This is a genomic window from Oleiphilus sp. HI0125 (assembly GCF_001635355.1).
Window position 1 is genome coordinate 23,705 of record NZ_LWGF01000670.1, and the last position, 18,895, is coordinate 42,599.

The window sequence follows — 18,895 nt, forward strand, 5'->3', positions numbered from 1 at the left end:
TCTTCCAAACTTTAGCTACACTTTTGTTCAATTTTAGAACTTCTATTGGGGTGACCTATATCTACTGAGCAAGAGCAAATGAAACTCCTTATTGATCTTCACTCGCACAATGAGCGTCAAGGCCCCGGCGGTAAAGCACAGACTGAGTTAGCGATTTATTTGGCCGGCTTAGATTTTCAGGTCAAGTATCGCATCGCAGATATTGGCTGTGGGACAGGCGCAGCGAGTCTCGTACTGGCTGATACCTTAGATTGCGATATTACTTCGGTAGATTTTCTGCAGGCCTTTTTAGGTGTGTTGAATGATCGAGCTTCTGAGGCGGAATTCGCTTCAAGGATTTCGACGCTCTGTGCTTCGATGGATGATCTACCTTTTGAAGTAAATAGTTATGATGTTTTATGGTCTGAAGGCGCAATTTACAACATCGGTTTTGCCAAGGGCATTCAAGAATGGAAAGCCTACTTGAAACAAGGCGGTGTGCTAGTAGTGTCTGAAGTTACCTGGACGACGGATGAGCGCCCGCAAGAGTTAGAAGATTATTGGGAAGCTGCATATCCCGAAATCGATACCGCTTCGAATAAAATGAAGGTGTTGGAGCGAGCAGGGTATCAGCCACTTGGTTACTTCACATTGCTGGCTTGAGGGGTATTATGGTCCGATTCACGCTTCTTATAATGCTTTTCTCGAGCGTAATGCAAATTCTGAAGGGGGAAAGAAATTATTGCTGCTGAAAGAGAGGAGGTGGCGATGTATGAGAAGTTCAAAGACTTCTATAGCTACGGAGTCTACATCGCCAAGAAGCTATAATTTTAGTTCGTAGCCGCTTTTGCAAAGTTCGCGAGCGCTTTGCTTACCTTTTCTAATACGGCATCGCAAGATCTTATCTCGTGTCGCTCCTTCAAGTAAGCTGGATCGTTGTACGTGAGCATTACTTTTCCTTCTTCATCTTGTGTAATCAAAGCTTTTTGCGGTAAATCAATACCGACCATCTGCGTACATGCCATGAGTGGTGCACCCACTTTTGGGTTTCCAAAAATGATCAATGTCGTAGGGTTGATCGTTACACCTACACCTTCTGCTCCTATAGAGTGACGGACGGTCGCAAAGACTTTCATGCCTTTCTCTTTAAGGGTTTCAAGCAACTTTTCTTGGGTTGTTGCGAAATCATTATTGCTTTCAATGTGAAGCATTCCGTTATGCGCCATGGCTGTTGAGCTGACAAATAGAAAGCAGGAAAGTATTAGCTTTAAGGATCTCATTTTTGTTCTCCAGAGGTCTTAAGTGGTGGATCTAGATTGAAGAGCGTTTTTGTGTTTTGCTAATGCTTCAGCATATGATGTGTAGCTACGCGAGACAAATTGCCGGCAGGCTTTCAGCAATATCGCTTTGAATTATTTTTTGTAGAGGTAGACAAATGAGCGTTGCTAGCGTTTCAAAAACAATAACAACCACCGCTGGATATCTTGTTTCACTCATCCGAAAATATACACCGTTAAGCGCAAAATCTGAGACGGTCGAAGATATTTATAACTACCTGCCAATCTCAGACTTAGTGACTACATCTGGTCAACCTAGCGAGGCACAGTTTGCTTTAATCAAAGAATCTGGTTTTGAACACGTTATAAACCTTGCACCTGCTAATGCGGAAAACTCTCTGAAAGATGAAGATGGCACACTCGCTGATCTGGGCTTAAGTTATACCCACTACCCAGTGAACTTTGTGAAACCTTCTGAACGAAAGTTTAGATTATTTGTTGAAAAAATGCAGGAGCTAGATGGACAGAAAGTATGGGTGCATTGTGCTGCGAATATGCGCGTCTCCGCGTTTATGTATCGTTATCGAACTCAAGTGTTGAAGTTAGATATGGCAGAGGCTCGCCAAGATCTAGAAAAAATATGGGAGCCTCTTGGTGTTTGGAAAACGTTTATTTCTCGTTCTTAAAACCACCAGTTAAATCGTGTAGGGAAGTCTGCGAACATCTCTTGCATACGCGCATTGGCTTTTTCGGCATTAAATTTCTTAACATTGACCTGTGTTAAATCGCCAGTTGTCGCAGCTTTCCAAACTACATCTCCTGAACTCGACTCAATCACGTTAACAAGCATGCGAGCTTCAAATACTGCTTCCATATGAGGTGGGTGCGCAGGAGGAAACCTTCCTAATACGCCAGGCGTTGGGGCTTGATCAAATTCGAGGCGTTGAGATTGCTGTGTGCGTAAAGAATATTGAATAACGAAGTCAGGCTCTGCTCCGTCTATATATCCTTTATCAAGCATGACATTAGCAATGGCTTCGTTCAGTAGCTTCTCGGCTTCAGTGGCAATATCTGTATGTGTGTGCACGACCTTGAAAGATTTGTAGTTGTTACCAAACTTGGGGCTTTGCTCATACAAAACCTGCATGTGCGGGGCTTGGCAGGCTGATATGAGAACAGCGAGCGCTATAAATAAACCTGATTGAGTGAGTTTAGTTAGCATCGGTAAATCCCTTCAATGATCATTCATTAAAAACTATAACACTGCAAATGCATGTTTGTAATTCAATAAGTTAAGCGATTGCATCACGTTTTATGTATAAGCTAACCGGACTTATCTCATCATCAAACGTTTCGCTAGTCTAGCTAGATTCGCTCTATCTACACCAAGCTGTTTTGCTGTCTTTGACCAGTTGTTATCGTTTCTTGAAAGAGCTTCTTTAATTAGCTTGCGCTGAAACTCTTGGGTTTGTTCTTGTAGTGTCGTGCCCTCAGTGCCTTAATCAGTATTGTGAGAGTCCGTTTCGTTCGAGATTACGATTGTTCTATTGAGCGCGCGATTAGTTTGCTCAGTGCTGATCGGGATGCTGCGCTCGTTAAGGTAAAGGACTTGTTTGTCGTTTGAGCGACTTTGTTCCGTTACAAGGATTCGCGCCACCATATTTTCAAGCTCTCGCACGTTTTCAGGCCACGCATATTCATTCAGTATTTGCATTGCTTGATCTGAATACCGGATTTCATCAATGCCAATTTTACTTTTCCATTGCTTCGTAAAGAACTCAATAAGCAATGGGATATCACCATGGCGTTCTCTAAGAGCTGGGGATTGAACAGGGAAGACGTTCAAACGATGGTATAAGTCTTCCCTAAAGCGGCCTTTAGCTACTTCATCTGAAAGGTTGCGATTGGTTGCCGCAATGACTCGGCAGTTTACGCGTATGCTGGTTTTAGAGCCGAGGCGTTGAATTTCTCCTTGCTGCAGTGCTCGCAGTAACTTGGCTTGCAGTGCTAAAGGCAGCTCGCCAATTTCATCGAGAAACAGCGTACCGTTATCAGCGAGCTTGAACTTTCCCCGTTTTGCTTTATCTGCACCAGTGAATGCTCCTTTCTCATGTCCAAACAGTTCTGACTCTGTTAGCTCTGAAGGCAGAGTAGCGCAGTTTAGTGTCACGAGCACTGTATCTTTAAGATGCGATTGTTGATGTATCTATTGGGCGATTAGCTCTTTCCCTGTACCACTTTCGCCTTGAATTAATACGTTCAGACCTGTTGTCGCAATAGCGGAGATGTTGTTTTGCAAATTTACCATCCCTGTACTGTTGTCAATGATGCGAGGCGATGGATTGATGTTTGTTTCTTGAATCTTCGAAAGTGTGTCGATGCTTATTTCTATGCTAAGGCAAAGGCTTGCAAGTTCGGTGACGACTTTTAATAGGTTAGGGTCTAGATCATTAAATGCATGGGGTACTAGGGTATCGAACGTTAATATTCCCCAGCGCGAGCCATCAATATTAAAAAGTGGTGTACCCATGCAGTCATGCACAGGGAGGGCTCCTTCAATGCTATCGACAAGGTTGTCATAGGGGTCGGGTAGTGGAGAGTTAGCATCAAAGCGAACCCAGTCTTTACCTTGGAGGATGGTATCTAAGCGCGGATGATCTTGAACAAAAAAGGTCGTTTGTGCGCTTTCTTCTCTCAGGCTTTTTTGGGCGGCGATCTCCAATTTGTCTGCTGATCCGCTTAGAAGTACCGCAGCATCGCATGGAAAGATGGCCTCAACCATTTCAATCAAACAATGAAATGCGCTTGCCTTGTCATTGTGTGCAATGGCATGGAGCACACGATGAAGTTTTACCAAGATAAGTGTGTCTGTAGTCATATTGACCTTGATGTTGTCTAAAAGACTTCATTTTATTGTGGTCGAGATGACATTTTTATTCTTGATTTTATATTAAGTTGTTGATTTATATATAAATAAGAATTGGCATTTTCCTCGCTAGCTAGTTATTAAACAGATCTAGCTGATACAAAACTGAGGAATGAAAATGAAAAACTTCGCTGCAATCTCTAGTGTTGGTGGAAAAGTAATGGCTGTGAGCGGTTTGATTCTAGTGTTAAGTATTCTTGTTTCTTATCCGTTCGCATCTATGTTCTCTTTAGTCATTCAATTAATTGGTCATATCGTGACTATAGTGTCTGCTGCAGCATTCAAAATTGGCTATATCGTTTTCGCGATTGGTCGCCATGGGCATTGTTTAGAGTTCTAGGTGGGGAGTATGACTTCATTTCTGAGTAGTCCGTTTAGGCCGTTCTTTTTATTAGCCGCTGCTTATTCAATCTTATCGCTATCCTTATGGGTGTCAGTGGTTGCAGGCTTTTTTGCTTTTGACCATGTAGGGCTTGTTTGGCATGTCCGTGAAATGTTGTTTGGTTTCGTAGCGACTGTGATGTTGGGCTTTCTACTGACGGCGGGCGCTAATTGGACAGGGCAGCAGACTTTCAAAGGCGCAATGTTGGGCGTTCTCGTCTCGATCTGGATTGCAGCGCGCTTTTTTTGGGTCACTGGAAGTAGCTTATCAATCGCTGCGGCATTAGATGGCCTTGTATTCGCTGCTGGTGGGCTAAAGCTCGCGCATATGGTGTTGATCAGTCGTAATACGCGTAACTATGCCTTTCCTGTTGTTTTGTTTGTCTTTGCGAGCATATGCGATGTTGAGTCGTATCTGTATATCAATGATCAACAGCTTTCGTTGGATGTATTAAAAATCGTATTTTTCATCATGATGCATGTTGTCCTCGTGATGGGAGGCAGGGTAATACCCTTTTTCACTGACCGTGGCTTACAACGATCACAAATAAGGCGTTATCCAGTGTTAAAGCGCTTATCGTTAGTCTCGAGTATTTGTTTCGTGTTGGCGTTTGCTTTTGATGTCCCCGAGGTTTGGCTGCAAGCGATAGGTGCGCTTGTTGCGCTATTAAATGCTGTGCGTTGGTGGACCTGGCGTCCTTTTGAGAGCTTGGGGTATTCAATGATTTGGCCTTTGCATTTGAGTTACCTGTTAGTGTGTTTGGGATTTGCGCTCTTTGCTTTTGGTTCGCCAAATAGTTTTGTCATGCACGTGTTCGCGATTGGTGGCTTCGGGATGATGATTTTATCGATGATCTCTCGTGTTTCACTTGGCCATACGGGTAGAGCTTTATGCTTACCGCCTTATATGGTGACGGTATTTTACTTATTGCTAGGCTCTTTAATCTTGAGAGCTTGCGCAGTGTTCTTTGGGGGGACGTACCAAGCGTTTATAACCTTAAGCGCCATTGCATGGTTTTTGGCATATGGTATTTTTTTAATCAGTTATACCCCCATACTGATTTCGCCGAGGGCTGATGGCAGATAATTAAAGATAGAACGAGATATGAAGTGGAAAATTAATGAGAGCCATAAGGTCAAAAAGGAATCTAAGAAGCTTGCCGCCGAAATTGTTCAACATTATCAGGCGTGGAAGCAGCTTATTGTTGATCAGGGCTTAGAAGGTATGCTGTCGCAACATGGCTTGCACGAGGAGCATCTACATGGGGGCTTATCTCATGAGCGATCGGTCAGATTAAATCATCGCTGTCTTGTGATTGGCGCGTGATATATCGCGTAGATAAAAAGAAAGGCGAGATACATATAGAAGATATCTCGCCTCATGCTTATCGTGCACATCATTAGTTTATTTGTGCAAGTATTTCGTTTGAAATTCTACAGAGCTAAAAACGTTTTTTCACCAGTTTTGCGGATTTCTTTTTCGCTAGCCCACTCGAGCTCTGCTGTCTCCAGATTTAGCACCTTCATCGTAAACTTGTAATAGACATCCTTTTTATCGTCATTGCGTTTTTGAATGCTCGATAAGTTTCCGTACAGCATATATTGAGCGCCGGTTTGTTTGCCTAGAGCTACTGCTTTAGCTGGATCGACCAAACCACTTTCTTGTTGATAGTTAAGCTGCTTTTTAACTTGTTCAACGGCAGTCATATCGACAAAACGGAACTTACCGCTTTGAAGAAGTTTAGTTTGAATCGAGTCGGTGATTGATTCGGTATCAATGTGTTCTGTGGTTTTGTTTTTTATTTTATCTACGAATGCAACAGGACGGCCTTGCTTTGAAACCTCAGCAACAAAGGGTGAGGCTAAAACGTCATCTACCATTTTTGTTGCGATTGATTGTAAGTCGGTCGAGCCGAATCCAATGGTCGTGGTTTCTGTTGCGGTTGCATCGCCATACGCAATTTTTTCTGAGCACCCAGATATGCCAATACCAGTCGCCAGTAATGCTGTCGCGAGGAAAAGAGGTTTAGCGTTTAATTTCTTCAACATGATTTTCTCCATTTAATCCTGTACCAAAATTTTGAATGAGGCAGCACTTGGGTTAGGGGCAACAGCTTGAACATTCTTGCTTTCATATGCCGTGATACTGAGTGGTTGCCATGGACGGCTATCGAGAGACAGTTCAAATCCATCTTTGTCTAGCCATTTGAATTTGTATTGGAATTTCGCATCGTTACGAGAGTCATTCTTAATTGTTACCTGAACTTTGAGTAGGTCTCCTGCTTTCGCGACGATTGTGTCAGTGACGGTAATATCTTGAGAAAATAAACCGCTGTTCGACTCAATAATAGTCTGTTTTTGATTGGATTCATCAATCTTAACGCTTGCGGTTTCATTGACGGCGCAGCCTGACAATAAACTAAACCCAATAAATAGGCTCAGTAGATAGTTCTTTTTACTCATAGAATGCTCTCCAAATTTTCTGTTATTTAAAGTGGAAGAACTTGCGTAATCAGTCGGTTGTTTACGTTTACAATACGGATAAAGTTCGTTTTTCCTTTTCTAATATCGACATCGAGTTCAACAGACTTTGATTCTGTACGGAACGCAAGGGTGCGCTGTCCTGATGGAAGATTAACGCGCAATGCTTGGCCTGATCGGGGAAGAGTAAGCCAAGAGCGAAGATCTGCTCGTTCAGAAATAATGCTGTAGATGTTCGCGACAAAAAGACCTAGCGCGCCGCCACTGTCTGCCGATTGTTTCTGTAGCTCATGTTTCGCGAAACCCCTCAGTACCTGACGTACGATGAGGCTAGGGAGCTGTTCTTTCAGATTTTTTACAGCGAGAGTTCCGTAGTCAGTCAGCGGGAATGTTTCGCCATAATCTACAAATTGGTCATCTCTTATCGATAGCGGAGTAGGGCGTGACCATGACTCTGTATTGGCGTAGAACGGAAACGCTACGCTAATGATTCCGCCATCGTAAAAATTAGGGATACTCAGAGCAAATTCAGTTCTTTCTGGAATAAAGCCTTGTTCATACAAAATAACGATAGAGCCTTCGTTGTCCTTGGGTGAATTGGTTTCGCCAGAACTTGATCCTCCGAGTTGGGCAGATACACGTCTAATATCTGCCTGAATAGACTGAGAGTTTGGCACGATCTCTAAAGCGAGCTTGTAATCAATTAATGCATTGTTGTACTCGCCAATGGCTTCCCAAAATGCGGCTGATGTGTAGTAGGTATACGGGCTCAAAAAGGAGCTTTTTACTGATCCCGCGATTTCATCTAACCCCGAGAACTTTTGGCTGATACTCGCGATATCTATGTTGTTTTGTTGGGCTTCTGAATGCGCTTTAGCAATCTCATCTTCATAGCGTTCGCTCAATACACGTTGTTCGAGCGCGACTTTACGAAACTCGACACTGGCACCCTCAATGTCATTTTGAGCCCAGTAATTTAGCGCTTGTTGATGATGAATGAATATCCTCTCATATCCAGCACCGCTGTATGGAATTGCGTTTTCATTTGTCAGTAAGGAGCCGCTCTTTGCGCCAACATCACTTAGTCGAACTGTAGCTTGTAAATCTTGTTTTTCGAAAGCGTTTATCACCTGATTCGCGTTATTTTTACTTCGCTCAAATTGCTCACTGAGCTGTGCAACGCGAGAGCTTTCCATCATGTAAAGCATGGCATCAGCGGTGTCTTTTTTACTCTCTAAGTTTTTGAGTACGGATTCTGATTCAGCGTTATTACCGAGCGCCGATTTCGCAGACTGTACTTGGCTTGGGTAGGGCGTGAACAAAGAGGTTGATGCGCAGCCAGTGAGCGCAATGAAAAAAATACTGACGAGCCAGATTTTCGCTCCAGTAAATGAAGGTGTCGAGGTGGTGTTGGCGCTTATATTCATGCCTACAAGCTTAGTTTAATAGAATAAAAAAAGAGAAGATTTAATCGATGATTTACTGAACTGTAATAGCGTAGGAGGCTGAATGAAAACATAAAAAAAGCAGCGGGGCTAAACCTTGCTGCCAGGGTCTCCCCAATAAAGTAGATCTATACTGTCCCTAAGATCTTCTGAGGTATTAGGCTGCTGCGTGAGCTTTTAGCATGTTGAATAATTGATCTTTGAGGTTGAGGCGCGTCTTTTTGCGTTCCTCTAAATAGTCATCGCTAGGTATTTCGACGCCTTGTTCAATGCGATGTACTTCACGATCAATCTCATGATACTCATCGAATAAACGCGCAAAGTGAGCGTCTTTCATTTTTAGTTCATGGATGTCGTTACGGAATTCTGGAAGCTCGTGGACAAGATCGTGTTTTTCTATTGTCATGCTTATCTCCTAGCAATTGAAGCGATGTGTCTTGAGATAAGCATGACCTCAAATGCGACAAGAGGACTTGATGCTGATCAAGATAAAGTGCGGCTAGCTAACAAATTTTTACTTACCAATCTCGCGTCGAGAAATTCGTTGGCGTAAGGACGGTATCGTTCGCTTCGCTTTGCAGAGATGGATAGTCAAGCGTGTAATGCAGACCTCGACTTTCTTTTCTTTGAATCGCCGAGCAGATAATGAGGTCCGCTACCGTTACTAGGTTGCGTAATTCTAGAAGGTCGTTATTTACCGAGAAATTACTGTAGTAATCGAGGATTTCTTGATGCAGTAAATCGACACGATGCTTTGCACGTTGCAAACGTTTGTCTGTTCGAACAATGCCAACATAGTCCCACATAAAACGGCGCAGTTCGTCCCAGTTGTGCGAGATTACGACATCCTCGTCAGAGTCGATTACGCGTGATTCATCCCAAGCCGGCGCCTCTGGTGGTTCAGGAATAGATTTCGCTTTCTTGTTGATATCTTCTGCTGCTGCATGCCCATAGACAATGCACTCCAATAAGGAGTTGCTCGCCATTCGGTTGGCGCCGTGTAAACCAGTAAATGAAGCCTCACCGAGAACGTAAAGCTGGTTAACGTCACTTCTGCCGCGATGATCGACCATCACGCCGCCACATGTGTAGTGTGCCGCGGGAACAATAGGGATGGGTTCTTTGGTTATGTCGATACCAAATCCAAGGCAGGTATCGTATATCGTTGGAAAATGAGCTTTGATGAAGTCTGCGTCTTTATGGCTAATATCAAGATATAAGCAGTCAGCACCGAGGCGTTTCATCTCATGGTCAATAGCTCGCGCTACGATGTCGCGAGGTGCGAGTTCTAAGCGTTCGTCAAAGCGATGCATAAAACGCTCGCCGTTTGGCAAGAGCAAGTGACCGCCTTCACCTCGCACGGCTTCGGTGATCAAAAATGTCTTCGCTTGTGGGTGGTATAGGCATGTCGGGTGGAATTGATTGAACTCCATGTTGGCTACGCGACAACCACTTCGCCACGCCATCGCAATACCATCACCGCTCGCGCCATCTGGATTACTGGTGTACAGGTATGCTTTCGAAGCGCCGCCAGTTGCAATGATGACAAATCGAGCTCGGAACAGTTCAACTTCACCATTCTCTCGATTAAGAACGTAAGCACCGACACATCGATTGCCGGGTAGAAAGAGCTTTTTATGTGTAATCAGATCGATCGCAACGCGATTGGTAAATACATCTATGTGCTCAGCTGCAAGTGTTTGCTGGCACAAGGCACTAGATATCGCATGACCTGTTGCATCATCAGCGTGCACGACGCGGCGATGACTATGTCCGCCTTCTTTTGTTAAATGATAGTGTTTAGGGTTTTCTGCATCGCTATCGCGAGTAAAGTCGACGCCTTGATCTTTCAGCCATTTAATACTGACCTTTCCGCCATTTACAGTCTGTTCAACCGCATCTTGGTGACACAAACCTGCCCCAGCGATCAGAGTATCTTGAATGTGTGATTGCTCGTTATCTTGCTGATCTAGAACGGCTGCGATGCCCCCTTGCGCCCAGGGCGTCGATCCACTTGATATTTCGCCTTTAGACAAGACCGCGACACGTAAACTAGAGTCTAGCTTTAGAGCTGCGCTAAGGCCTGCAGCGCCGCTGCCAATAATAAGAACGTCGTAAGAATCAGGCGAAGACATAGAAAATTTCTTAGATTTTGTGTGTGAATAACATAGCAATGCGAGAATTTTATTCGCGCTTGGAACTTATTTGCAAACCTTATGTCATAACGCGTGTACATAACTATAGGGATAGGAAAATGCCGCACGCTTTGCGTATTGTTAAAAACGATGTTTGTGTTTCTGCTGTTGCCGTGGATAATACTGCGGATTGTCCTAGTGTAGATCAGCCGCAACCGATAGATAAAGCGAACAAAACCGTTCCCTGTAATTCCATGACGCAAGCTCCCACGCACACACAACAATTTGCGACTAATCCTGAACGCGTTGTCGATCAGAAGCTTGTTGCGCGTGCTCAAAACGGAGACAAAGCATCGTTTGACCTACTTGTGTTGAAGTATCAGGGCCGAGTCGGTGCGATTATTTCTCGATATGTGTCTGATCACCATGAAATATCTGATGTTGCGCAAGAGACGTTTATCAAGGCGTATCGTGGCATTAAAAACTTCAGATCAGACAGTGCCTTCTATACATGGCTGTTTCGGATAGCCGTGAATTGTGCCAAAAACTATCTTGCGTCTAAGGGGCGCAAGACGCCATCGGTTGATGTTGATATTGACGATGCTGAGGTCAAAGGTAATCACGCAAGCTTACAAGATATTTCGAACCCAGCAGATCAGTTGAATCGAGATCAGTTGGAGGCTCTGGTACTCCGCACGATTAAAAATCTTCCTGAAGAGTTAGGTGTTGCCTTAACGCTGCGTGAGTTTGAAGGTTTGAGTTACGAAGAAATTGCAAATGTGATGGGCTGCCCTGTAGGCACAGTCCGTTCTCGAATATTCCGTGCGCGTGAAGCAATCGATAAAGCGATGCAGAAGGCGCAGGGAGAATTAGCTTAATATGACTAAGCTAAATAGTTATATTTTGATTCTTAGGAGAGTGTAAGTGGACGATAAATTACGCGAATCGCTTTCAGCCCTAATGGATGATGAAGCGAATGAAATTGAAGTTCAGCGTGTGTTAAGCAAGGCGGACTCTGAGCAACTCAATGCAACTTGGAAACGCTACCATGCCGTACGTGATGTGATGGCTGATATGCGTGGTGATTTTAATTCAGCAACGAGCCTAGATATCGATATCTCTGCCTCAGTCGCTGCGGCGATTAGGGAAGAGGATGAGCAGGTTTCAGAGCATTCTGGTTCTGCTAAAACAGAACAAGTGGTTGTTCCTCAAAAGAGTGCCAAAATTTGGCGTTATGGTGGGGCTATAGCAGCTTGTTTTGTGTTGGCCTTGGGTTTGAATAACGAATTCGGTGATGTGGCTTCTCAAGGAGATTCTGTGCAGGGCTTGGTTGTGAATGAGTTAGACCCTTCTCAGGTGAAAAACTTTAATCAATACCTTCTTCGACATTCTGAATTGAGCGCTCTCACGGTGTCTTCTGGAATGGCACCTTTGATTCGTGTTGCTAGTGTTAATTCTGTTGGTATTTAACTGGGTTATATGATGTTAAAACGTATTTTATTCAGTCTGGTGTTAGTGCTCGTTAGTACCTCAGCGTTTGCTGAGCAAGACGCAGCGCACTGGATTAATAAAATGCGAACGGCTTCGACATATGAATCCTATCGTGGGGTTTTCATGTTTAGTCGTGGTGACATGTCTAGCTCTATGCGTGTTGTGCATCGATTTATAGACGGACAAGAGCAAGAGCGTTTGACTCAGCTTGATGGGGATATGGGAGAGATTCTGCGTCGTGGCACGCAAGTCATGTGTCTTATCAAGGGGCAGCGCTTAGTTGAACTTGATAAACCGGACTTTGCTAATCCTGTCAGTAATCGATTTGCCAATTTTATTCCTGGTCATATGCATTACACCCTGCATAAAAAAGGCTATGAACGGATCGTTAATCGATCGTCTGTTAAATTAAAGATTATGGCCAATGATGCAAAGAGATATAGCTATGCGTTATGGCTTGATGAAGACACGGGTTTGTTGTTGAAATCACAGGTCTTGGGTGTTCAAGACAAACCATTAGAGTTATTTCAATTCTCCCAATTAGAATTGCCTGCCGAAACGTTTGATTCTGATTTTGAATTTGATGTGGATAGTAGCGTTGTTTCTCACCATAAAGTGCCGATGAGTGAAAACGATATGCGTTGGCCAGAAAGACTAAACTGGACTGCTAATTATCACCCTCCCGGATTTATGGAAGTAGAATCGACTAAGAAAGCGGGTAGTGTTGTGTTGTACTCCGATGGTCTTGCGAACTATACCGTTTTTGTTGAGTTGAAGAGCAAGGCATCGTTACCAAATGGCGCGACTAAGGTTGGTGCAACAACTATGTATATCAAACCTCTAGAGTTTAATGACTCTGAATACACAGTGACGGTTGTTGGTGAAATTCCACCCATGACGGCGATGAACATCGCTGAGGGTGTTCAGCCGATCATGGAGTAGCCGCATGGCAAGTGAACGCGGTATAGTTCTTGAGCTTCGTGATCAGCGTGCTCTTATTCAGACTCAAAGAAGAAGTTCTTGTCAAAGTTGTCAGTTAGAAAACTCTTGTGGTCAAGGCTTGATCTCAAAGCTCGGCTCTGAGAAGAGCATGGAGTTTTGGGTTGATAACTCCTTAGATGCACAGGTAGGCCAGACTGTGACGATAGATTTACCAGATGAAGGCTTGCTGTACGCATCGGTCTTAATGTTTTTGGTGCCTCTCATCATAATGCTTGCATCTGCAGGACTAGCTTTCGCAACAACAGAGAATGAACTCTTTTCGATTTTCGCTGGGGTAATCGGATTGCTGTCGGGCTTTTATTTCGCACGCGTTAAAAGTCAGTCGATGCAGAATGACTCCCGTTTCGTACCAGTGCTGAACACGATTCAGTTATCTAGTGCCGAAGGTGGCGCTTGCTTTCCCTCAAAGTGATACTTTGGGCACAACTGAGTTGTGGCCCTTCTTATAAAAATAGTGCCTTACCTAAGGTTAATTTGAATCTCATTCACACAACACTAAATATGAATGTAAGAGACCTTTTGTTCCTTTAATGTTAGGAGTCGTTATGCGTCATTCCCTCGTGCAAACAGTGCACATTCTTACTTTTTTTCTAACGTCTTTTTTTGTTTTAAACGCGCACGCTAGAAGTCTTCCAGATTTTACGGATCTTGTTGAAGAGCATGCGCCTGTCGTCGTTAATATCAGCACCGTCAGTAAAACGAGAGCTGATAACGGGCAGGGCTTTCAAGGTGACATGGAGCAAATACCGGACTTTCTTCGCCATTTCTTTGGAGGGCAATCTCCTTATCAAGAGAGAGATCAGGAACGTGAGCGCTCTTCTACTGGCTCAGGATTTGTGGTGACGGAAGATGGTTATATTCTGACGAATAATCATGTTGTCGAAGGTGCTGATGAAATTTATGTGCGTTTTAATGACAGAAGTGAATTAGCAGCTGAGCTTGTTGGTTCTGATAAACGCTCCGATTTAGCGGTTCTAAAAGTAGATGCTGATGATTTGCCTACTGCCAAGTTGGGTAAATCAAAAGACCTAAAAGTAGGCGAGTGGGTATTCGCCATCGGATCTCCTTTTGGCTTTGATTACACGGTAACTGCTGGCATCGTGAGCGCTAAGGGCCGAAGCTTACCCAACGAGAATTATGTTCCATTTATTCAAACTGATGTCGCGATTAATCCGGGTAACTCAGGTGGCCCTTTGTTCAATATGGATGGGGAAGTTGTAGGTATTAACTCTCAGATCTATACGCGTTCTGGTGGTTTCATGGGTATGTCTTTCGCTATACCAATGGACGTTGCTATGGAGGTCGTTGATCAGCTACGTGGTCAAGGTTATGTCTCGCGCGGTTGGTTGGGTGTTTTAATTCAAGAGGTAAATAAAGAGTTAGCGGAGTCGTTTGGTTTGGATAAGCCGCATGGCGCCCTAGTTGCACAGGTTGTGCCTGGCTCTCCAGCCCAGAAAGCTGGGATAAAGGTTGGCGATATCATCGTTAAGTATGAAGATGAAAAAGTAGGTTTATCGTCTCAGTTACCTCACTTTGTTGGACGAACCAAAGTTGGTGAAACCGCGAGCCTTACACTCATTCGAGATGGCAAAAAACAAACCGTTGATGTTGAAATAGGTGAGTTGCCAAACAGTGCTGACAAAACTGCGAAGCCTGCAAAAGCAACAGCTCCCAAAGCAGATCGCCTCGGATTGATGGTGCAGGAGCTTGATGACGCGATTGTTAATGAAATTGGAATGACGGGAGTTGAAGTCGTTAGCGTCGAAAAAGGTGCTGCGAGTAAAGCGGGTATTCGTCAAGGTGACATCATCGCCAAATTGAATAATGAGAGCTTCGAAGACTTAGATAGTTATGAAGACTTGGTTGATGATTTGCCGGAAGACAAAGCTATTCCGGTTCTAGTTATTCGAGGTGGAAATCCTTCATTCTTGGTTCTTAAAATCGAAGATTAATATTTGAGGTATCGATGTTGCCCTTGGAATTACAGGAGTGGCTTTTTAACGAAGGCTACGACTGGCAAGATGAGCAAACAGTGCTTGGTGGCGATACCTGTGCAAATATAGTTTTTTCACATCGCAGTGAACCGCCGGTGTTTATTAAATATATGGCATCGGCTCCACCAAGCTTTTTTCAATGTGAGGCTGAAGGCCTCTCATATTTATCTAGTGTCTCTAATGTTTGTACGCCAGATGTATACGCTTATGGACAGAGCTACTTGGTTTTGGAATACATTCGACCAAATCAATTGGCAAAGGACTTTTGGGAGCAGCTTGGTGTTCAGTTGGCTGCGATCCATTCATTGACTCGTGATGAATATGGTTTCGTCAACGATAACTATTGTGGTCGAACTGTTCAGTCGAACAAACTCACGAAAGACCCATTCAATTTTTTTGCTGAGCAGCGATTAATGGTGCTTGCAGAGAAAGCATTTGATTTGAATTTTCTGGCCGTAGGAGATCTTCAAGCGATTGAGGCATTATGCTTACGGCTAGATAATATTGTGCCTTATCAATTAGCTTCGCTATTACACGGAGATCTTTGGTCAGGGAACGTTCATTCGAATCAGCTTGGGTTGCCTGTATTTATCGATCCAGCGGTGTATTACGGATGGGCTGAAACTGATATTGCGATGACGCGCTTGTTTGGCGCCTTTGATCAACGTTTTTACGATGCGTATCAAAGTGTTCGTCCGATGGAGCAAGGCTGGGAAGGTCGCTTGGACCTTTATAATTTATATCCATTATTGAATCACTTGGTCTTGTTCGGACAAAGTTATTTGCCTAAAGTGCGTGATGTACTTGCAAAGTACGCATAGCGCTTTAAGAGCGTCGTTCACTCAAACAATAAATGTGAGTATTCCGTGCTGTTTCCTGATTTAGACGAAGACACTATTTTTATTCATCGCGCTGATGACAAAGAACAATTTGGAGTGTTTTCTCCTCATTCTTTTGACTTAGAAGGTAAATCTTGGCCAACGGTTGAGCACTATTATCAAGCGATGAAATTTAGCGAAACAAACCCTGAATATGCTGAAAAAATTCGCCTAGCTAGCTCGCCTAAACAAGCGAGAAAGTTGGGACGTACGCGATTTAGAAAGATCAGAAAAGACTGGTCAAAGGTTAAGCGTGTGATGATGACGAGAGCTGTGTATACCAAGTTCAAATCATATCCCGAGATTGCTTCTGCTATACTCGATACTGGATCTGCGAAAATTATGGAAGCAAGTCAGTATGATTATTACTGGGGATGTGGCCGAGATCGACGTGCTGAAAACACGTTCGGAAAAGTACTAATGGATGTGCGTAAGAAATTGTCAGAAGAATCTGCGTAAACAAAAAAGCCCAGTTGAAACTGGGCTTTTTTATGTCTACTGCAGTATTACTTAGCTTTACGTGCTGCTCGTAATGCGATTAAACCTAGGCCAAGTAGTACGAAGGTTTGTGGTTCAGGAACTTTCTGAACTGAGATTGCATCGACATCAAAACCATCTGTGCTTTTTGAGCTAATAGTTGCGCTGATGTCTACTAAAGCAAGGTACGTCCACGTGCCATCAAATAGTACGGAACCTCCGCCATTCGCTTCGGTATTTGTGATGTCGCCAAGATGCGTGAAATCACTAAGATCACTAAAGTCATGGCTACCGAAATTGTAATTGTTGCCTACCCATACTTGCGCTTTTTCAGGGTAATGACCGCAGTCGTTACCGCAGCCAAAGGTAACTTCCCAAATAGATGATGAGCCAATAAAGGTTTCGCCAAACTCAAATACTGCAAAGCCACCAAGACCAATCGCAGTAAACTCACCATCAGGTGAACCTAGTGCATTTGCAGGGTTGTCTCGGTCATTAGTGCCACCGATCGTGCCATTGTTTTGCCAATCAATATCCGTTGCATAAATTGCGCCGGCATTTGCATGAGCAGCTAGTGACAGCAAACTAATAGCTAAAAGTCCCTTTAATAGTTTCATGTGTTAATCCTTAAGATTGAGATAAATCAATATTGATTTGTGTTAAAAAGTAAGCAAACTAGACGCCTATATTTTTAATATATTGATTTTTATGGGTAATTTAGGTTTTCGATAATGCTGGATAGAAGCAATGTGTAAATCATTTCTAAACTTTTTAGTCGGTTTGAGAAACGAGCGTAAATTTATTTTCGATTCAGAATATGTCTTGCTCGATCTGCAAGATCACTAGCAAGCAAACCTCGTTCTCCGTGTGCGGCGGCCTCTTCATCTGCTGCATGGCTGTGAAGGCATACCGCTAATTCTATAACGTCATTGATGCTGCTTTGGTTTTGGTAAGTCTGAGCGATTAATGCTGCAGCGATTCCTGTTAACGCATCGCCCATTCCGCCTGCTGCCATGCCGGGGTTGCCGTAGCGGCATACCGTAATTAAATCGGTATTAGGATGAGTGATCAGAGTTCCTGAACCTTTCAAGGTTACGTGACAATTCAGTTTTGTTCTTAGAGCCTTAATCGCTTTTATTCGGTCTTCTTCGATATCTGTTGTGCTGCAGTCAAGTAATCGCGCAGCTTCACCAGGGTGAGGGGTTATAAGCGTATTCGTATCGAGACTTTCAATTAAAATTGGGTTTTCTGCGAGGATGTTGAGAGCATCAGCATCTAACACTTTAAAACAGTTTTCGTTGAGAGTCCGTTTCAGAAGTCTCTCGGCCCATTCGTCTTTACCCAAGCCGGGGCCGATTGCAATGACATCAGCCATCTCAAAAAGCGTGTTACTTTCGATCGGGTTATATGTATGAGCCATTACTTCTGGTTGGTGAAGGATAACACTGTTTAGATAGTCTTCATGCGTAATGACAGATGTTAAGCCGGCGCCCACTCTAGCGCACGCTTGAGATGCGATTAATATTGCGCCGCCAAATCCTTTGTTACCTCCGACAAGCAAGGCCCTTCCTTGTTTACCCTTGTGCGTATGTTGTTCTCGAGCGGGGAGTACCTCAAGTAATTCAGTAATCTTCGGTAGATGCAAACTGCTGGGAACTTCACTAAAAATGCCTTCTATAAGATTGAGATCATGAAATGCGATCTGACCAGAATAATGACGACCAACGCCCGTCATTAATCCTATCTTGTTTGCAATGAAGGTCGTTGTAAGATCAGCTTCAATGCACGCATTAAAAATGCGTCCTGTATTTGCACTTAAACCTGATGGAATGTCTAGCGAGATAGTATGGATATTGCTTTTCTCTCTTCGAACGGTATTGGAAAGCTCGATGGCGTCAGCATAGTTTGCGTCAAGATCTCTGTTTAATCCTGTTCCAAATAATCCATCTACGATGATGCAATTAGAAGTTTGTTTCTCGAGCAATATACGAAAGGTGTCGTAATTGTATGCAGCAATATGAACCTCTGTTTCATGGCATTGTTCGTAGGCTGACTTTGCATCGCCGCTTAGGGTGTTTGGGGCAACGAGGTGTATACATTGTGCTTCGAGGCCTTTTAATTTAGCGAGCATTGCAACGAGGTAGGCGTCGCCGGCATTATTTCCTTTTCCGCACAGGGCAATGACCATTTTTGTATTTGGCCAAGTTGCCAATAATTGTTCTAACGAAAAGTTTGCGGCGCGACGCATTAACTCAAAGCCAGGTATGCCATATTCTTGGATGGCTATGCGGTCTAGCTCTCGAGTTTGTTCTGCTGAAAATACAGTTTTTGGTAGTGTTTCGACTGGAGATTTCATCATTCAATATATCCCGACGCGTGAGGACTGGATGTTAATTAGAAATATTGAAGCATCTGATAATTCTATTGTA

The 18,895-nt window shown here is 43.7% G+C and carries 21 protein-coding genes and 2 pseudogenes; 12 read left to right on the top strand and 11 right to left on the bottom strand.

Annotation, left to right across the window (positions count from 1 at the left end; translation table 11 throughout):
- The first annotated feature begins 78 nt into the window (after positions 1-78).
- Entirely contained in the window at positions 79-642 is a 564-nt protein-coding gene (locus A3762_RS09580) for a class I SAM-dependent methyltransferase (protein WP_197469171.1), read from the top strand.
- Positions 643-809: 167 nt separating this feature from the next.
- Here A3762_RS09580 and A3762_RS09585 read toward each other — a convergent pair whose 3' ends face one another.
- Positions 810-1,190 carry a DUF302 domain-containing protein gene (locus A3762_RS09585; RefSeq protein WP_197469172.1) on the bottom strand — a complete coding sequence of 127 codons (381 nt, stop codon included), beginning with the start codon at positions 1,188-1,190 and terminating at the stop codon, positions 810-812.
- Positions 1,191-1,414: 224 nt separating this feature from the next.
- On the opposite strand from A3762_RS09585, the gene A3762_RS09590 reads away from it, so the two are divergent.
- Positions 1,415-1,942 carry a protein tyrosine phosphatase family protein gene (locus A3762_RS09590; protein ID WP_082869041.1) on the top strand — a complete coding sequence of 176 codons (528 nt, stop codon included), beginning with the start codon at positions 1,415-1,417 and terminating at the stop codon, positions 1,940-1,942.
- Here the strand turns inward: A3762_RS09590 and A3762_RS09595 are convergent.
- The 3 genes and pseudogenes from A3762_RS09595 to norR all read right to left on the bottom strand — a co-directional run bounded on the left by A3762_RS09595 (position 1,939) and on the right by norR (position 4,134).
- A complete protein-coding gene (locus tag A3762_RS09595) occupies positions 1,939-2,478 on the bottom strand; it encodes a DUF4136 domain-containing protein (RefSeq protein ID WP_068755170.1) in 540 nt (179 codons plus the stop codon). The genes A3762_RS09590 and A3762_RS09595 overlap by 4 nt on opposite strands.
- A gap of 111 nt (positions 2,479-2,589) precedes the next feature.
- Positions 2,590-2,706 (bottom strand): annotated as a pseudogene (locus A3762_RS28810) (helix-turn-helix domain-containing protein); the annotation flags it as partial.
- Positions 2,707-2,754: 48 nt separating this feature from the next.
- Positions 2,755-4,134, bottom strand: a pseudogene (gene norR, locus A3762_RS28335) (nitric oxide reductase transcriptional regulator NorR).
- Between the two features lie 166 nt (positions 4,135-4,300).
- Here norR and A3762_RS09605 point away from each other — a divergent pair.
- From A3762_RS09605 to A3762_RS09615, 3 genes are read left to right on the top strand one after another with little or no spacing between them, the layout of a single operon-like run.
- Entirely contained in the window at positions 4,301-4,522 is a 222-nt protein-coding gene (locus A3762_RS09605) for a hypothetical protein (RefSeq protein ID WP_197469173.1), read from the top strand.
- 9 nt (positions 4,523-4,531) lie between these two features.
- Positions 4,532-5,650 (top strand): NnrS family protein, encoded by a 1,119-nt coding sequence (locus tag A3762_RS09610; RefSeq protein WP_082869043.1) that lies wholly within the window; start codon positions 4,532-4,534, stop codon positions 5,648-5,650.
- Positions 5,651-5,668: 18 nt separating this feature from the next.
- A complete protein-coding gene (locus A3762_RS09615; RefSeq protein ID WP_068755175.1) occupies positions 5,669-5,890 on the top strand; it encodes a hypothetical protein in 222 nt (73 codons plus the stop codon).
- Positions 5,891-5,997: 107 nt separating this feature from the next.
- On the opposite strand, the gene lpoB is transcribed toward A3762_RS09615, so the two are convergent.
- From lpoB to nadB, 5 genes are all read right to left on the bottom strand, one after another.
- Positions 5,998-6,612, bottom strand: coding sequence for a penicillin-binding protein activator LpoB (gene lpoB / locus A3762_RS09620; RefSeq protein WP_156493360.1), 615 nt, complete (start codon positions 6,610-6,612; stop codon positions 5,998-6,000).
- A 12-nt stretch (positions 6,613-6,624) separates the two neighbouring features.
- Positions 6,625-7,026, bottom strand: coding sequence for a YcfL family protein (locus A3762_RS09625; protein ID WP_068479894.1), 402 nt, complete (start codon positions 7,024-7,026; stop codon positions 6,625-6,627).
- Positions 7,027-7,052: 26 nt separating this feature from the next.
- The gene (locus A3762_RS09630) at positions 7,053-8,471 is read right to left on the bottom strand and encodes a COG3014 family protein (RefSeq protein WP_082869044.1); all 1,419 of its coding nucleotides are present in this window, start codon (positions 8,469-8,471) and stop codon (positions 7,053-7,055) included.
- A 175-nt stretch (positions 8,472-8,646) separates the two neighbouring features.
- Positions 8,647-8,895: a YdcH family protein gene (locus A3762_RS09635; RefSeq protein ID WP_068503261.1), complete on the bottom strand. Its 249-nt coding sequence runs from the start codon at positions 8,893-8,895 to the stop codon at positions 8,647-8,649.
- Between the two features lie 112 nt (positions 8,896-9,007).
- On the bottom strand, positions 9,008-10,624 hold the full coding sequence (gene nadB, locus A3762_RS09640) for an L-aspartate oxidase (RefSeq protein WP_068503265.1): 1,617 nt from the start codon (positions 10,622-10,624) through the stop codon (positions 9,008-9,010).
- Positions 10,625-10,878: 254 nt separating this feature from the next.
- Between nadB and rpoE the strand changes: the two genes are divergently transcribed.
- From rpoE to A3762_RS09675, 7 genes are all read left to right on the top strand, one after another.
- Positions 10,879-11,502, top strand: coding sequence for an RNA polymerase sigma factor RpoE (gene rpoE / locus A3762_RS09645; RefSeq protein WP_068500617.1), 624 nt, complete (start codon positions 10,879-10,881; stop codon positions 11,500-11,502).
- 46 nt (positions 11,503-11,548) lie between these two features.
- Positions 11,549-12,094 carry a sigma-E factor negative regulatory protein gene (locus tag A3762_RS09650; protein ID WP_068480934.1) on the top strand — a complete coding sequence of 182 codons (546 nt, stop codon included), beginning with the start codon at positions 11,549-11,551 and terminating at the stop codon, positions 12,092-12,094.
- Between the two features lie 9 nt (positions 12,095-12,103).
- Positions 12,104-13,057 carry a MucB/RseB C-terminal domain-containing protein gene (locus A3762_RS09655; protein WP_068503270.1) on the top strand — a complete coding sequence of 318 codons (954 nt, stop codon included), beginning with the start codon at positions 12,104-12,106 and terminating at the stop codon, positions 13,055-13,057.
- A 4-nt stretch (positions 13,058-13,061) separates the two neighbouring features.
- Positions 13,062-13,529 (top strand): SoxR reducing system RseC family protein, encoded by a 468-nt coding sequence (locus tag A3762_RS09660; protein WP_068499849.1) that lies wholly within the window; start codon positions 13,062-13,064, stop codon positions 13,527-13,529.
- Positions 13,530-13,662: 133 nt separating this feature from the next.
- Positions 13,663-15,069, top strand: a complete 1,407-nt coding sequence (locus A3762_RS09665) for a DegQ family serine endoprotease (protein WP_156493361.1) — start codon at positions 13,663-13,665, stop codon at positions 15,067-15,069.
- A gap of 14 nt (positions 15,070-15,083) precedes the next feature.
- Complete coding sequence (locus A3762_RS09670) at positions 15,084-15,932, top strand: fructosamine kinase family protein (RefSeq protein ID WP_068755177.1); 849 nt, start codon at positions 15,084-15,086, stop codon at positions 15,930-15,932.
- A 45-nt stretch (positions 15,933-15,977) separates the two neighbouring features.
- Positions 15,978-16,448: an NADAR family protein gene (locus A3762_RS09675; RefSeq protein ID WP_068480925.1), complete on the top strand. Its 471-nt coding sequence runs from the start codon at positions 15,978-15,980 to the stop codon at positions 16,446-16,448.
- Positions 16,449-16,495: 47 nt separating this feature from the next.
- Here the strand turns inward: A3762_RS09675 and A3762_RS09680 are convergent, their stop codons facing one another.
- Together A3762_RS09680 and A3762_RS09685 are read right to left on the bottom strand one after the other, a co-directional pair.
- Positions 16,496-17,083: a PEP-CTERM sorting domain-containing protein gene (locus A3762_RS09680; RefSeq protein ID WP_068755178.1), complete on the bottom strand. Its 588-nt coding sequence runs from the start codon at positions 17,081-17,083 to the stop codon at positions 16,496-16,498.
- Positions 17,084-17,265: 182 nt separating this feature from the next.
- Entirely contained in the window at positions 17,266-18,825 is a 1,560-nt protein-coding gene (locus A3762_RS09685) for a bifunctional ADP-dependent NAD(P)H-hydrate dehydratase/NAD(P)H-hydrate epimerase (RefSeq protein WP_068755181.1), read from the bottom strand.
- Positions 18,826-18,895 lie beyond the last annotated feature (70 nt).

What these genes read in the sequence shown, in the direction of transcription:
- A3762_RS09580 (WP_197469171.1), top strand. Translation starts at nt 79, where the DNA reads ATGAAACTCCTTATTGATCTTCACTCGCACAATGAGCGTCAAGGCCCC.
- A3762_RS09585 (WP_197469172.1), bottom strand. Translation starts at nt 1,190, where the DNA reads ATGCTTCACATTGAAAGCAATAATGATTTCGCAACAACCCAAGAAAAG.
- A3762_RS09590 (WP_082869041.1), top strand. Translation starts at nt 1,415, where the DNA reads ATGAGCGTTGCTAGCGTTTCAAAAACAATAACAACCACCGCTGGATAT.
- A3762_RS09595 (WP_068755170.1), bottom strand. Translation starts at nt 2,478, where the DNA reads ATGCTAACTAAACTCACTCAATCAGGTTTATTTATAGCGCTCGCTGTT.
- A3762_RS09605 (WP_197469173.1), top strand. Translation starts at nt 4,301, where the DNA reads ATGAAAAACTTCGCTGCAATCTCTAGTGTTGGTGGAAAAGTAATGGCT.
- A3762_RS09610 (WP_082869043.1), top strand. Translation starts at nt 4,532, where the DNA reads ATGACTTCATTTCTGAGTAGTCCGTTTAGGCCGTTCTTTTTATTAGCC.
- A3762_RS09615 (WP_068755175.1), top strand. Translation starts at nt 5,669, where the DNA reads ATGAAGTGGAAAATTAATGAGAGCCATAAGGTCAAAAAGGAATCTAAG.
- lpoB (WP_156493360.1), bottom strand. Translation starts at nt 6,612, where the DNA reads ATGTTGAAGAAATTAAACGCTAAACCTCTTTTCCTCGCGACAGCATTA.
- A3762_RS09625 (WP_068479894.1), bottom strand. Translation starts at nt 7,026, where the DNA reads ATGAGTAAAAAGAACTATCTACTGAGCCTATTTATTGGGTTTAGTTTA.
- A3762_RS09630 (WP_082869044.1), bottom strand. Translation starts at nt 8,471, where the DNA reads ATGAATATAAGCGCCAACACCACCTCGACACCTTCATTTACTGGAGCG.
- A3762_RS09635 (WP_068503261.1), bottom strand. Translation starts at nt 8,895, where the DNA reads ATGACAATAGAAAAACACGATCTTGTCCACGAGCTTCCAGAATTCCGT.
- nadB (WP_068503265.1), bottom strand. Translation starts at nt 10,624, where the DNA reads ATGTCTTCGCCTGATTCTTACGACGTTCTTATTATTGGCAGCGGCGCT.
- rpoE (WP_068500617.1), top strand. Translation starts at nt 10,879, where the DNA reads ATGACGCAAGCTCCCACGCACACACAACAATTTGCGACTAATCCTGAA.
- A3762_RS09655 (WP_068503270.1), top strand. Translation starts at nt 12,104, where the DNA reads ATGATGTTAAAACGTATTTTATTCAGTCTGGTGTTAGTGCTCGTTAGT.
- A3762_RS09660 (WP_068499849.1), top strand. Translation starts at nt 13,062, where the DNA reads ATGGCAAGTGAACGCGGTATAGTTCTTGAGCTTCGTGATCAGCGTGCT.
- A3762_RS09665 (WP_156493361.1), top strand. Translation starts at nt 13,663, where the DNA reads ATGCGTCATTCCCTCGTGCAAACAGTGCACATTCTTACTTTTTTTCTA.
- A3762_RS09670 (WP_068755177.1), top strand. Translation starts at nt 15,084, where the DNA reads ATGTTGCCCTTGGAATTACAGGAGTGGCTTTTTAACGAAGGCTACGAC.
- A3762_RS09680 (WP_068755178.1), bottom strand. Translation starts at nt 17,083, where the DNA reads ATGAAACTATTAAAGGGACTTTTAGCTATTAGTTTGCTGTCACTAGCT.
- A3762_RS09685 (WP_068755181.1), bottom strand. Translation starts at nt 18,825, where the DNA reads ATGATGAAATCTCCAGTCGAAACACTACCAAAAACTGTATTTTCAGCA.